Genomic DNA, 14,116 nt, shown 5'->3' on the forward strand with positions numbered 1-14,116 from the left:
TCCCCAGCGTTCGCCGAAATGGGGAGATGCCAGCAGCTCATCGACCAGTTTTTCCGTCGCGGCGGGACTCTCGTCTTTCAGGTAGCGGTCAATTTGAGCGGGTGTCGGAGGAAGGCCTGTCAAATCGTAATAGAGTCGACGGACCAGGGTCGTGCGTGAAGCGGCAGCAGCCGGCTGTAATTTCTGCTGTTCCTGACGAGCACGAATAAAACGATCGATGGCGGTTTGGTTCCAGGCGGCATCGGTCACAGTGGGAACAGGCTGGTCGGTGATTGGACGAAACGCCCAGAACTGCTTTCCTGTTTCGATATCAACGCTCTGTTTAACGAGCTTGCTTTCGCCGTCCCGGGGGTCCGGGGCTCCCATTTTGATCCATGTTTCAAAATCGGCGATAATTTCCGGAGACAGTTTCCCGGAAGGTGGCATCTCGAAACTTTCGAACTTGAGCGATTCCAGCAGCAGACTCTCTGCTGGTTTGCCAAGAGTTAACGCAGCTCCGGAATCGCCGCCTTTCAAGAGGCCCGCCCGCGTGTCGAGCAGCAGGCTGCCACGAATCGATTTGGAATCGGCGGCATGACATTCGTAACAGTGTTTGATCAGGACGGGACGGATCTTCGATTCAAAAAACGCAATTCCTTTGTCACTCGCTTTTCCTGCAGCTTCCACGCTCCAGGCGGGTGACATCAGGCCGGACACAATCAGTATCAAAACTGGATATCGTATCAGGCGATTTATTGGTTCAGTCCGTCGCATTCACCCTGCTCCTCGTTCGGTTGGGGGATGACCCTTCAGCACGTCCGTTTATCGGAATTGAATCAACTAATGTTTATATCAGGATTTGTGACCGAAAACAACTCTTTTTCGACCCGGAATCACCACCAAACCGCCTCTGTTCTTGAGCTTACGACGTTTACATCGATTTTACGGCAACCATATTCACAACGGGGCAAAAAAATACCCCCGATTCAGATACTTGAACCGGGGGGAAACGCAAATGGCTGGATGGCCTGCAAATTCATTCAGCACAGAAATTCAGGAAATCTCAGCGGAAGATCAGCTGTTCTTCTTCTTGGATTTCTTGCCTTTGGCAGGCTTTTTGATTTTGGCGAACTGATCGGCGGTTAACACACCTTCCAGTTTACCTGTGACTTCACTGTTCAGCTTACGGATTTCGCCAGTCACTTCTTTCATCTGTTTTTCCTGATCATCAGTCAGATTCAGAGCAGCGCTCACAGCGTCACGAAGCTCTTTGCCTTTTTTGCCGGCGTCTTTGGCTTCTTTCATCGCTAAACGACGAGCTTTGACCTGATCGTCTGTCAGGATCTCACGATTCTTTTTCTGCAGTGCGGCGAATTTTGGTGTGTACTCTTTTTTGAGTGCTTCCACTTTTTCTTTCTGCTCTGCATTCAATTCAATCGTTTCAGGCAATTTCAAAGCCTGGATTGTGACGTTCGCCTGCTTTTTGTTGCCTTTTTTCTTTTTGGCACCTTTCTCTGCTGCATCTACGGATGCGACACAGGCCATGATTAAAGCGACAGCCACAAGCGCTTTCGATACTTTCAACATTCTCATTCCCCCTCAGGAAATATCAATAACATAGTATGCCAGACATCCAACATGGATATTGGCGGGAAGTGCCACAGTCAGGTTTTTATTATGAGAACAGTTTATTGATCACGGCACCGTCACGAACGATGGTAATCGGCCGTCCGGTGTTGGTGTGATATTCTTTGGTAAAATCGATGCCCAGGTTATGGTAGAACGAAGCGGCCACGTCATCGGGAGAGAATCCATCTCCTTCAGGTTCCGTTCCGTTGGCCGTACTCTTGCCGAGTACCTGTCCGCCCTTCACCTGGCCACCGGCCATCAGCATGAACATACAGCGTGGATAGTGATCACGACCGCCGCGCTGAGTATTGATTTTCGGCGTACGTCCGAACTCGCCGGTGACAAAAACGGCAGTCGACTCCAGTAAGCCTTTTTCAGCCAGGCCGTTGAACAGAGCCGACAGGCCTTCATCGAACGGAGGCAGCTGACGGTTTTCCAAAGCGTCCCAGTTCTTGTTGTGTGTATCCCAGCCCCCCATGGAGACGGTCACAAACCGCACGCCCGATTCCACCAGACGGGAAGCCAAAAGACAGCTCTGTCCAAAGCTTGATTCACCGAATGGTTTGACAAAGTTTGGCGATTCTTTGGAAACATCAAATGCATCGCGGGCTCGTTTCGAAGTGATGATCGATTGGGCCTGCTGGCCGAATCGGTCCAGACCTTCAATCAGCTGTGAGTTCTTTTCAAGGCTGCTGAATTTCTGATCGATCTCCTGGAGCAGCGATTCGCGGCGTTCGATATTTTCAATGGTCAGACCGGATCGGAGCGAGATGCCTCGCACGTTGAACGGTTGCCCGGGACGTGGTGTCGCGCCGGTATTCAAGGGTGCGTATTTGACGCCCAGGAAGCCTGGTTTCTGGGTCGAATTGGGAATGGAAACATAGGGAGGTAAATTCGCCGGACCCGGATATTCCTTGGTATAGACGGCACCATAGCCGGGATATTCCAGTGAGGGTAACGGACGGCTGCCTGTGTTGACATAGGCACGGCCGAGTGCGTGTGCGGCGACGGAGTGCGAGACCCCGCGGAGCAGTGCGAACTTGTCCATGCAGCCGGCCAGCTTCGGCAGATGCTCGGAAATTTCGATGCCGCTCACGTTGGTTTTGACGGGTTTGAATTCCCCGCGGTAGTCACTGGACGCCTCGGGTTTGAGGTCGAACGTATCCATGTGGGAAGGACCGCCGGAAAGTTCGATGAAGATTGCCGACTTGGCTTTTTCCGGTTTTGCCTGTCCGGCATCTACCATTCGCAGGTAGGAAGAGAGCGTCAAACCAGTGAAGCCAAGGGTACCGATTTTTAGAAAATCGCGGCGTTTGACTCCATCGCAGGTCATTGATACGGCCATGAGAATTCCTTTCACATTGTGATGCCTGATGTTGTCAATCAGGCGAAATTTGTTTGGTGATACAGTGGTATGTCGCTGTTGTTTCAGTATTGATTTTAGTGATTGAGCATGAATTCCTTCGTGTTAATCACTGCCCAGATCAGGTCATACAGACCATCCATTTTATTCTGCGAGTCACCCAGGTATTTTCTGGCAGAAGCAATTTCCGCTTCTGTCGGATAACGGCTCAAGCTTCTTAAGTAAGTGCTGGTGATGATCTCTTCTGATTTCTCATCCGAAATCGGCTCTTCAAATGTCTGCAGCTTTGCTGGAGTATTGCCGGCCTTGCCCGCCATCTGCCGTACTTTTCGCATCTGCTCATTGAGTTCCCGGAATCGCTTCTGGGCCTGCTGGAGTTTCTTTTTATCATCCTGCTTTTTCAACTGGGCCACACGCTGCTTGGCGTCTCTGGCCTGTTCCTGCAGTTTCTCCAGTCGATCACCCATCTGCTCTTTCTGTGCGTTCGGCTTCTGTACGGCGCCCAACTGCTGTCCCACCTGGAAGAGCCAGCTGCTGTTGGAACGATTGATGGCGGAATACACGTCGTTGTCGTTTTTGAGGTACATCGTCTGCAACAGACTGGGATCGACTGAACGATCGCAGTCACAGTTGTTTTCACGTGTCGAACGTCCGAAGATGGTTAACGCGTACTGCTGATCCCGCATGGCCCGGTTACGGGTTCCCGAGGCAGCAATCGCGATCGCACGGTCACTGAGGCTGTTTTTCATACTGTCAATCGCATCATCAGAGGCGGTTGCCTGATGAATCGCATCGTACAACACTTCTGCAGGCAGACGATGGGGAATGTAGTGGCTGAAGTTGACTTCATCCAGTTCATTCGTTTTGTTGGTCTGCCAGCTGCGCTGATAGGTATCGCTGTTGGTGATTTCCCGATGTAACCATTTCATATCAAAGTCACGACGAATGAATTCGCGAGACAGGTAGTCAAGCAGAGGCCCGTTGCTGGGAGGGTTCGCCAGGTTCAGGTCGTCAGCCGGTTCGATGATGCCACGATTGAAGTACGAAGCCCAGACGCGGTTGACGAAGGCTTTCGCGAAATACGGATTGTCTTCACGACGTAACCATTCCATCAGGGCCGTACGCGGGTCTTCCAGTTCATTGATCTGGACCACTTCTGCTCCAAGGAGCTTGGCGGTATCCGGAGTCTGACCGTTGCGGCCTCTCTTATTCTGTTTCTTTCTGTTTTTATTGTTCTTATTCGCAGGACGTGCTTTGGTTACATACACTTCCATGAAAGGCACGTCTTTACCATTCTTGACTTCTTTGCTCAATTCGCGGAGCAGCTGGTTACCACGCAGTTTGTCGGCACCCAGTTCATCTACCATCGCAGCGTATTCATCTTTCGATTCAGGATTCACGCCAAAGTTGACCCGGGTAAAGAACCCCCGGAACTGTTTGAAGTCGTTCTGGGTCCATTGATCAAACGGGTGTTTGTGGCATTGAGCGCACTGAATCCGGATTCCCAGAAAGGTGTAGGCAAAGCCCAGCACGCGATCATCGGGGTTCCGCAGATCACGCCGCGCCCAGTAATAAGGCATGTGATCACGATCGGTAATGTCTTTGCCGGGTTTGTCCTGGTAGATGGCATTGATGTTTTTGGTGAACTCTTCGAAACTTTCACCATTTTCACGGCTGGTTGCCAGCAGGATGCCTTCGGTGATCTTATCGTAGCCCACGTTATTGGCCACGCGTTTTTTGATCCAGTCGTACCAGTCCTGGCTGGGGCGTTCGCGTACGGGAGAAACATTGACGAGATCGTCATAGTTATTCTGAGTGAAGTCACACAATTTGGTCGACCACCATGCAGCGTAGCCGGGAGATTCCAGCAGTTCGTCGATTTTCTGTGACCGCTTGTCCGGTGAGGTGTTTTTCAGAAACGCTTCGATTTCGTGTGGTGCGGGAAGAGTGCCGGAAATGTCCAGGCTCACGCGTCGCAGGAATTCGGTATCATCACATTTGTCAGCGGGGATCATTCCCAGTTTTTGCAGTTTGTTGACCACGTGTTTGTCAACTTCTGTGGCAGCGGCAATCTGCGGGTATTGATCGCCATACTGATCTGAGACGGGCTGCAGAACAGGCACGGGAATCACGCCGGAATCGTAGAAAGCCACCACATGGGTGTCTCCTGGTTTGGCGGCGGTGACGAGGCCCTCTTCGGTAATCGTCGCGACCTGTTCGTTATTGGTCTGGAAGCGACAGAGCGGAGTGACATCTTCACGGGTTCCGTCAGACCAGACGGCGATGGCGTTTAAAGAAACGGTCTCCCCTTCTTTTTTGAACTGAATCGCATTGGGGGTCACAATCAGACGCTCGAACTGGGGGGCTGCTTTGGGAACGCCGTTGGCGCCTGCTTTGACCCAGCTCAACAGCAGCCGATGCTGCCAGCTCTCTTTTTCGAAGCGTTTGCCCCCTTCGTGTTCAATTTCGTTTAAGGGTTTCTGAATGATCAGGCTTTCAGCCGCGTTTTTCAGATCGACGCGCTCAGCGTCTTTATCCGTTAACTGCTGGTGATCCATCGCGAAATCGTAGCCGAACAGCGAGAGACGGAAGTCGCCTTTCCCCTGGAAGGAACCATGGCAGGCACGACCATTGCAACCCAGCTTGCCCAGCAGCGGGACGACGTGTTGCTGGAACTGGGGGATTTCGGTGCTGGCGGGATCGGAAAATCGCTCGTTGACCGGCTGTTTGATGTCAGCCTGGTCAGCGGCTTCGATCGTTGCGGACAACGCGAAGACGGCCAGTAAGGAGCAGAAACAACTTGTTATGCGAATTGATTTCATATCACACCTTGCATTAGAGACGACATAAAGTCTGTCAGAGAGTAATCCGTTTACTTTTGTTTTTTATTCGACGGGCCCGGTTTTTTGATACTGCGGTTGATTCTGGTCAACTCGGAGTCAACGAGGCTGTCGTGGTTCTGTTCGATTTCGGCGATGGATTTTTCCAGTTTCTGAACCCGTTTTTCAGCCATGGCTTTTTCATGCTTTAACAGTTCCAGCTGCAGATCCATTCGCTGTTTCAGTAGCGATTTTAATTCTGTCTGATCATCGCCACTGCCCATGATGGAAACACGGGCGGCCAGCAGTCGAATGCGGGAATCGACTTCCCAGCGCTCCAGTGTCAGACGGTAGCGATCATTGTCACGCTTTTTGAAACGATCCAGTTTGGTCAGCGTGTTGTCCAGATCGCGAACGGCGCGTTTATATTCGCGGGGTTTGTGCTTTTTCAAACGCTGGATCAGGTCTGCCAGTTCGGGGTGATGGGTTCTGGCAAATTCGATCGCCAGTTTTTCCCGTTTGGCAGTGATGGCATTGTTCGTTTTCTGTTCTTTGTCAGGTTTGACACCCGGTGTGCCAGCCGCTTTCGCCTGGGATGCATCTCGAGAGATATTCACTGTTTCTGAACGGTCACCGTTTTGTGCCGAGACAGAGGCAGGCAGCAGCAGGCAACCGCAACTGAGGAGTAACAGCAGCAGGCGCGAGAACGTATCGGATTGGCGAAGGCTTGATATCATGAATTCAGTTGACACTTTCATCCGGAAGAGCGACGGCTGTATAAAGCCAGTCTGGAATTTCGAGTGAATGGCTTTCAGCCAGCGTGTTCTGCTGATCCAGCAAGTCGCTGGATTCCGTGGCGGCATTCTGGGAGATCAGCTGATTTTCTTCAGCCGACTCGGACCAGAGACTCAGCAGGTGTTCCAGGTCTTCTTCGGAAGCATCGCTCAGGGGTGACTGCGAAACCAGTTCGGTTTCGGGGACCTGGTTTTCCGGCTGCAGTGAAACAACCAGGAACAGCATCGCGGCGACAGAGCAGCTGACTACAATCCATTTCAGCGATTGACGCTGAGTCACAGGCTTTGGCTGGGGAGTGACAGCAGCGGGCGCAGATTCGATTGTATGTAAACCCGCCATTAACCGGGTGGCCTGTGCCAGTGCTTCCCGCGCCGACTGATTTTCTGCGAGCAGCGATTCAAATTGGAGTGAATCGTCGGCAGAGAGGTCATTCGTGATATACTGAAACGCGATCCAGTTCAGGTCGTTTTCAGCAGCGTTATCAGATTCAGGGTTTAAGTGATTCATAATCAGGGTCTTGTCAGGTAGCGGTGATCATCAAATTCCATTTATTCAGAGGGATGATCGAGCCGACTTGAAAGTGTTTTAATGGCGAGTCTCATTCGCGTCAGAACCGTTCCCAGGGGGATTTCCAGTTCCTGTGCAATTTCGTTAAACGTTTTATTTTCATAAATCCTGGCTTGCACTACCGCCTGTTGTGATTCAGGGAGTTGAGTGAGTGCCAGTCGGATCTGTTCAATGTTTTCATCATCCAGGAGCCGTTGATCAGGTGAATCAGTCGAGAAAAACGTCGTTGTCTGTCCCAGTTGATTCAATGATTTCTTCTGGATCTTGTTCCGACGGATCAGTTCCATCGCTGCATGGTAAGCCACTCGAAATAACCAGCCTTTGCGGGTTTCTTCTTTCGAGGTGCCTCCTGCTTCCAGGGCTTTGGAAAACGTCAGCTGTAATACTTCATCAACCAGATCGTGGTTACGTAACAAACCCACTAAAAAAGCGCGCAATTCGCCTGCATGGTCTTCAAATAATTGATGGACGAGCTCGGGGGCGAGTTTGCCATCGTTACCGGTGGCCAATTTCTACTCCCGTTTGTTAACAAAACCACGGCTTTTAGTAATACTGATGCATGAGCAGTCGGATTTATTTTCAGAAACCAGAAAGATTTTTAAAATTATCCGACGATAGAGGAAATCGCGCAAGTCACTATATTACAGGAATGTAGAGATACTTCGGCAGACCTGCATGCGGAAAATCCTCAGTCAGAATATCCAGACGAGGGGTAAGATGCAAAATAATTACAGGTCGCGAGAGATGATTCCCCTGGACTGGCGGGAATACAGAGTGCACGCAAGGCCAGTATTTCAAGTGCGATACACCATCACTCAACTCGGAATCGCTTACGGCGCGTTTTGGAAGTAGATCGCGGGGACGATGGTTTCAGCGATTTGAGGATGTCTGTAATAGTTGGGGAACATATGCGCGGCCCCGACACATTCTGAAACATCGATATCATGGACCCGGTTGACGTCATTCCCCAGGGCCCGTCGGTCCAGATAGGTGAATCCGGTGCGAGCCAGCGCACGGCGGGAGATGGGAGCGAGGACCGGATAAAACAGCAGGATCCGGTCTTTGCGGTTCTGTAAGTTAATCAGACAGTCGGTACAGTTGAGGCCACAGCCATAACGTTCACCCGGGTTTAACCAGTTATGATTGATGGCAGCGGCAGCAAATACGATCCGGAAATGGCGGCAGCGACAACAGATGTGAATCCCACAATCCTGCAGCGAGACGCCTTGCACGCTGCCTCCGCCAATCAGATGCATGGCTGATGAAACGGTGCGGGCTCCATGACTGTGCCCAAGCATGCTGATCTGATGATGTTCGGGAAGTTTCGCAATCAGTCGCGTCAGGTAATGGCCATTGTATTCCGCCCGTTTTCCGAGGATATTCACGTCGACCGGAAGAATCTTGGTGGGCGTATCATCGCTGGGCCAGGTAAAGAAGATCACGTTTAAGGGCATCTGCGGCGCTGCATTCCGCAACCAGAGATAGGTATTGTAAGAATCGGTCAGCACACTGTCCCAGCCCACGAAACTGCCATGCACCATGATACAGATGGGGGCTTTCGGATCGATGGACTGAATCAGACTCTCCATCGACTGTTCTGTGACCCGGCCTTCTGAACAGGAGTGATAGACATCGAACTCACAACAGGGACAGCAGCATTTACTTTTCTGCAGACAGCAGCGACTGCTGACGACCCAGTAATTGATCTCCGGCACACATTCGACACAACCGGGAGTATTTACACACTCCTCTACGGCAGGATTACCGTAAGCGGGAGCGGGTGGGACTGTCTGGGCAAAGCCTGGTGTGACAAACAACAGCAGGCAGCAGAAAGTTAAGACTTTAAGCTGCATGAATTGAGATTGTAATAAATTCATTGGCCTGATTTATTGAATTCAATGGATGAGTGTTGGTGGCAACTTTTCTCACATGCAGCGCGCACTCCTCGTCTGGTCGTGCTAAAAGCAATTACAACACATATCGGTATTCTGCGGGACCGATAAGCGCAATTTAATACAATCTCCGGTTCTGCTGATTGCCGACAGGGAATATCCGGAGATATTGGTCAATCCCGGATTTTCGTTAAAGCTGAGGGGAGTGCTGAAGGGGAAGCAGGTGAGAAGCAGGCCTGCTCAATCCGGCAAGTATACTGACTTGGCGCGGCACTGACTTTCAACGGAGGCGGGAGATCAGTTCGTACTCACTTTCACAGCACAACACTTATACGAAGGCTGACTCGAGTGGGGATCAAAAACAGCATCCGTCAGCTGATTGGTCTCTTCATAGTGCATGGGAATGAAAAGCTGTCCCGGCTGAACTGATTGCGTAATGAACGCCCGTGCTTTCAGACGCCCCCGTTGTGATTCGACCATGATCCAGTCATTGGGGTGGATGGAATAGGCGCGGGCATCCTGCGGATTCATCTCCACATAGATCCGCTCCGGATAAAGCTTGCGCAGTACATCCGAATTTCTGGTCCGGGTCTGGGTATGCCACTGCGAAGCGGTTCCACGGCCCGTTAAGAGGATAAAGGGATATTGATCATTAGGTGGTTCCGGCATTTTGGCTGGTTCTGAAAAGATAAAGCGTGCCCGGCCATTCTGATGAAAATATTCGCCATCTGCAAAGAGTCGACGTTGTGGTTCAGGAGGTTGGGTTTCTGTATCAGGGAACGGCCACTGGATGCCCCCCTGCTCGTCAATTTCTGAATAGTTTTCGATCCCGGAAAAATCGCAGGGTTGTCCTTTGGATAACTCTTTCATCAGTTGAAATACTGCTTCTGGAGTTGTCCAGTTTGCGAACATTTCTCCACAGCCCCAGTACTGGGCGATCAGTTTAAAGATTGAGAAATCGGACAACGCCTGACCGGGCGCCCGCTTGACCCGTTTCACACGACCAATCCGTCGTTCCGCATTAATGAAGGTCCCTTCTTTTTCGCCCCAGCCTGCAGCCGGGAGAATGAGATCGGCGAATTTGGCTGTCTCCGTATTGTGATACATATCCTGAACCACCAGAAAGTCGAGACGCTCCAGGATGTCGCGCACCTGTCCCTGGTTGATCCAGGAGTGAGCCGGATTCGTGCAGATGACCCACAGTCCTTTGATCTTACCAGCCAGAATCCCTTCAATGATTTTGTGGTACGGCCAGCTGTTCTGATCGGGAATCCGGTCGGTGGGAATGGAAAGTGTCCGGGCGACTTTGTCGCGATGTTCGGCGTTTAGAAAATCATGTCCCCCCAGCAGATTCGTCGTATTGCTGAATAACCGGGATCCCATCGCGTTACACTGCCCCGTAATTGAGTTGGCACCGGTTCCCGGGCGACCGATGTTTCCGGTCATCAACGCCAGGTTGATCAGGGCCTGCGCAGTACGGACCCCCTGGTAGCTCTGGTTCACTCCCATTGTCCACCAGAAGGAAACCCGTTTCCCTGATTTGATCAGATCCGCAAACTTTTCAATTGCGGCCTGGCTCAGCCCGGTTTCTGCGATGACCCGCTCCAGCGGATAGGCGGCGACATGTTCGGCAAACTCCTGAAAGCCTTCGGTGTGTTGCTCGATATAATTTTCATCAAGGGCCCCCTGCTCGATCAGAATTCCGGCGATCCCGTAAAACAGGGGCAGGTCTGATTTCGGATAGATCTGCAGATGCAGGCTGGATTGCATTGCGGTTTCTGTTTTGCGAGGGTCGACGGCGATAATTTCGGGAGCATGTGGATTGCGCATCACCCGTTCCCACATGATGGGATGCGCGATACAGGGATTCGCCCCCACAAACACCAGCACGTCTGATTCTTCCAGGTCCTGGTAGGTGAATGGCGGCGAATCAAAGCCGAACGACTGTTTGTAGGCAGTGACTGCGGAAGCCATACACTGGCGGGTATTGCCGTCACCATGTTGCATTCCCATGCCGAACTTGGCCAGGGCACCCAGGAAGGTCATTTCTTCAGTCACCATCTGGCCGGTACTCAGAAAGGCAACCGAGTCGGCTCCGTGCTGTTGCTGGATGCCTTTCAACTTGCGGGTGAACAGGCTCAATGCGGTATCCCAGTCGACCGGTTCCCAGTGGTTGGGAGATTTCTTGACCAGCGGGCTGATGGCACGATGAGGCGAATCCAGCACGGAGAGTGCTTCCCAGCCTTTAGGACAGGCCATTCCCAGATTGACGGGATACTCGGTCGTCGGGCTGACGCAGACTGCTTCTCCCTCTTTTAAATGGATATTCAGGTTACAACCTGTGCCACAAAAGCCACAAACCATCTGGGTTGTTGAATCAGGCAGATTTTTATCGGGGACTTTTCCCAGGCCAAATCCGCCGGGAGAAAGTAATAACTCTCTGGTCAGGTGCCCTTCCTTCTGATGAATGAGGGCGCCTAGATTTGAGGGATCCATTAGTGACATCGAAACCGATTCCAGTGCGAGAAAAAGTAGGTCATCGTAATACACCTGGCATGCGGGGAGCGGCAACCGCGGAGAAGAACAGGTATCGTTCCAGCAGTTCCCCGGCGAGGTTGGCAACAAACAGGAAGGAGACGATGATCAAGAGACTTAAGGTATGTAAAGGTTGAGCCTGGTGATTTAACAAAAAGGCCGGCATCAGAATGCCTCCCAGAATTCCACAGGCGAAGCGTGCAAGGGTGATATTGGACAGCTCTCCGCTCATCAGCAGTGCAGATCGTTTCAGGGGAGAGTTCTGACGTCGCAACAGGTAGCGAAAGATAGACGCTTCGAACGTCAGTTTGCAGACAGCAGTCACAATCAAGGCTTTCGCCAGCAGCGGCCCGGCCTGGGCAACCAGTAACTGCGATTCCGCAGAGTGGGAAAATATTCCCAGCAGGTAAAGCGTGAACAGGGTGGAAGTGATCCCCAGTAAAACAGCCGTCAGTCCGAACTTGATCATGGTGGATTCAAAATTCCAGAACTCACGTTTGGTAAAGACGTAGATCATGATCGAGCAGAAGATACCTACGATGCCTGTCAGGCCGACCACTTGACCAGCCAGAGGCTGCCAGGCTTTCAGATCAGCAAATGACTCGCCCGAAAGCCAGGTTAACAGCGCATAGGCCATGGCGGTATTGGAAAAGACGCCAAACGCGAGGATCTCACGGCTCAGCCAGGAATGTTTGAGCCCCAGGATTCCCCGGAAAGCATACTGCGGTCGGCCCAGATGCAGCGTACTGGCCCCCAAAGCGACTAAGCCAAAGAAGAGTGCAAAAGTAGCTGACATCCGTGTCATGACGTCCGTGGTGGCGGCGCTGAGAAAATATTCGAGTGCCAGGCTGGTCAGAAAGGCGCCAACCGAAAGCTGTGTCAAAACCAGCATGATCACCAGCGGCATGTGAGCATGCTGCGGACTGGCGGAATAATAATCTGCGGGGATCGTATTGCGGGGGAACGGTTTTCTGGATTTATACGTGGTCGTGGGATACGTGTGCTGTGGATCAGGGGCGGCAGGCAGGAACGGGTCGATTTCTGAATCGGCAATAACCTGTTCTTTGTTGACGATGTTAATGGAGATCGCCTGGTGCGGGCAGGCTTGTACACAAGCCGGGGCTTCTCCATCAGACAACCGCTGGCTGCACATATCGCATTTACGAACGATGCCTTTCTTGCTGTGATATTTGGGAACATCATACGGGCAGGCCAGCGTACAATACTGGCAGCCGAAACACTGGTCGTCCAGATGCCTGACAATGCCGGTGACAGGATCTTTCTCGTAGGCGTTGACCGGACAGGCCTGCATGCAGCCCGGGTCGAGGCAATGATGGCAGGCGGTGGTCACATGCTGATAGATCGGATCCTGGTTCGTCCCTCCCGTAAGCAGACCGACATCGCGCCAGGTTTCATTTTCGTCCAGACCATTCAGGGAGTGACAGGCCGTCACACAGGCTTTGCAGCCCGAACAGCGATCCAGATCCACGCCGAACGCATACTGTTCACCCGACTGCGGCAGCGCGGCAGGAATCAGATCCGCATAATAACGTGACTGAGCCGGCAACTGGTTGGCATCATATCGTTTAGCAAACTGATCTACGGCTGTGAGTGTCTGCTGTTCTTTCAGCAACAGCGAGATCAGATCGAATTCCTGCGCGGGAGCCGTCCCCCGCAGTGCAACTGAAGATGCATTATCACTGCCATAAGACTGATTCAGATCAGGTCCGTCTACGTCGAAGTTCATGAGTCTCTATCTGGTTTTATTTTTTTTATGAAATTGTTCACTGTGAATCAGTTCGTGTGGTACTCCCATCTTCAGTAGACGAAGTGTGAAATCCTGATTGAAATTCCGCGGGCCACATACAAAGAAACGGGAAGACTCCACCTGTGGGATCTTTGAAATCATAAAATCAAAATTGAGATGCCCACAGTATCCCAGCCAGTGCGGTACGGGCTGAGAAAGAGTCAGAAAGTAATGAAAGTCCGGCATTTCCGTGATCAGGTTCCGTGTTTCCTGATCAAAGATGATGTCCCGATGTGTCCGGGCACCATAAAACAGGTAACAGTTCCGGTTTACATTGGTCGCATGCAGGTAGCGTACGATGCTCATCATGGGAGTGATCCCGATGCCGGCACACAGAAGAATCAGTGGTTCGATATGCTGCGCCGGATCAAAATAAAACTGACCCAGCGGACCTTTGAGCAGGACAGGACTGCCAACCTGAATCTGCTCAAAAAAATAATTCCCGACCTGCCCCGCGTGATTGCGTTTGATGGTTAAATCAATGCGTTCACTCTGATGGGGAGAGGAACTGATGGAAAAGCTGCGCCATACATCGATTCCATTAATATCGAGGCAGACTTTGACGAACATCCCGGGACGATGGGAGGGAATCAGTCCCTGTGAGTTATCCAGCCGAAAGGTACAGACATCCTCCGCTTCCTGAATCACATGGGTGACCGGGAGCGATATCAGCTGATCTTTTTGTATTTTGCTGTCTTGTTGATTATCTAAGATCATTCCAAAACCTGTG

11 protein-coding genes are annotated in these 14,116 nt (G+C 51.7%); all 11 read right to left on the bottom strand.

Annotation, left to right across the window (positions count from 1 at the left end):
* The coding region (locus tag AACZ40_RS12640; protein WP_339674582.1) for a DUF1549 domain-containing protein at positions 1-753 on the bottom strand (753 nt) is incomplete at its 3' end.
* A gap of 300 nt (positions 754-1,053) precedes the next feature.
* Complete coding sequence (locus AACZ40_RS12645) at positions 1,054-1,566, bottom strand: hypothetical protein (protein ID WP_291169506.1); 513 nt, start codon at positions 1,564-1,566, stop codon at positions 1,054-1,056.
* A gap of 88 nt (positions 1,567-1,654) precedes the next feature.
* Positions 1,655-2,953: a DUF1501 domain-containing protein gene (locus AACZ40_RS12650; protein ID WP_291169505.1), complete on the bottom strand. Its 1,299-nt coding sequence runs from the start codon at positions 2,951-2,953 to the stop codon at positions 1,655-1,657.
* Positions 2,954-3,048: 95 nt separating this feature from the next.
* A complete protein-coding gene (locus AACZ40_RS12655) occupies positions 3,049-5,793 on the bottom strand; it encodes a DUF1549 and DUF1553 domain-containing protein (protein WP_291169503.1) in 2,745 nt (914 codons plus the stop codon).
* A 50-nt stretch (positions 5,794-5,843) separates the two neighbouring features.
* Entirely contained in the window at positions 5,844-6,527 is a 684-nt protein-coding gene (locus AACZ40_RS12660) for a hypothetical protein (protein WP_291169502.1), read from the bottom strand.
* A gap of 4 nt (positions 6,528-6,531) precedes the next feature.
* A complete protein-coding gene (locus AACZ40_RS12665; protein ID WP_291169501.1) occupies positions 6,532-7,092 on the bottom strand; it encodes a hypothetical protein in 561 nt (186 codons plus the stop codon).
* Between the two features lie 41 nt (positions 7,093-7,133).
* Positions 7,134-7,661 (bottom strand): sigma-70 family RNA polymerase sigma factor, encoded by a 528-nt coding sequence (locus AACZ40_RS12670; RefSeq protein WP_291169498.1) that lies wholly within the window; start codon positions 7,659-7,661, stop codon positions 7,134-7,136.
* 321 nt (positions 7,662-7,982) lie between these two features.
* Positions 7,983-9,029 (bottom strand): alpha/beta hydrolase, encoded by a 1,047-nt coding sequence (locus AACZ40_RS12675; RefSeq protein ID WP_291169496.1) that lies wholly within the window; start codon positions 9,027-9,029, stop codon positions 7,983-7,985.
* Between the two features lie 312 nt (positions 9,030-9,341).
* Entirely contained in the window at positions 9,342-11,549 is a 2,208-nt protein-coding gene (locus tag AACZ40_RS12680; protein WP_291169495.1) for a nitrate reductase, read from the bottom strand.
* Between the two features lie 31 nt (positions 11,550-11,580).
* Positions 11,581-13,326 carry a DmsC/YnfH family molybdoenzyme membrane anchor subunit gene (locus AACZ40_RS12685; RefSeq protein ID WP_291169494.1) on the bottom strand — a complete coding sequence of 582 codons (1,746 nt, stop codon included), beginning with the start codon at positions 13,324-13,326 and terminating at the stop codon, positions 11,581-11,583.
* Positions 13,327-13,332: 6 nt separating this feature from the next.
* On the bottom strand, positions 13,333-14,103 hold the full coding sequence (locus tag AACZ40_RS12690; protein ID WP_291169492.1) for a ferredoxin reductase: 771 nt from the start codon (positions 14,101-14,103) through the stop codon (positions 13,333-13,335).
* Between the last annotated feature and the right edge of the window lie 13 nt (positions 14,104-14,116).

Origin of the sequence: uncultured Gimesia sp. (assembly GCF_963972345.1) — a bacterium.
Taxonomy (GTDB): Bacteria; Planctomycetota; Planctomycetia; order Planctomycetales; family Planctomycetaceae; genus Gimesia.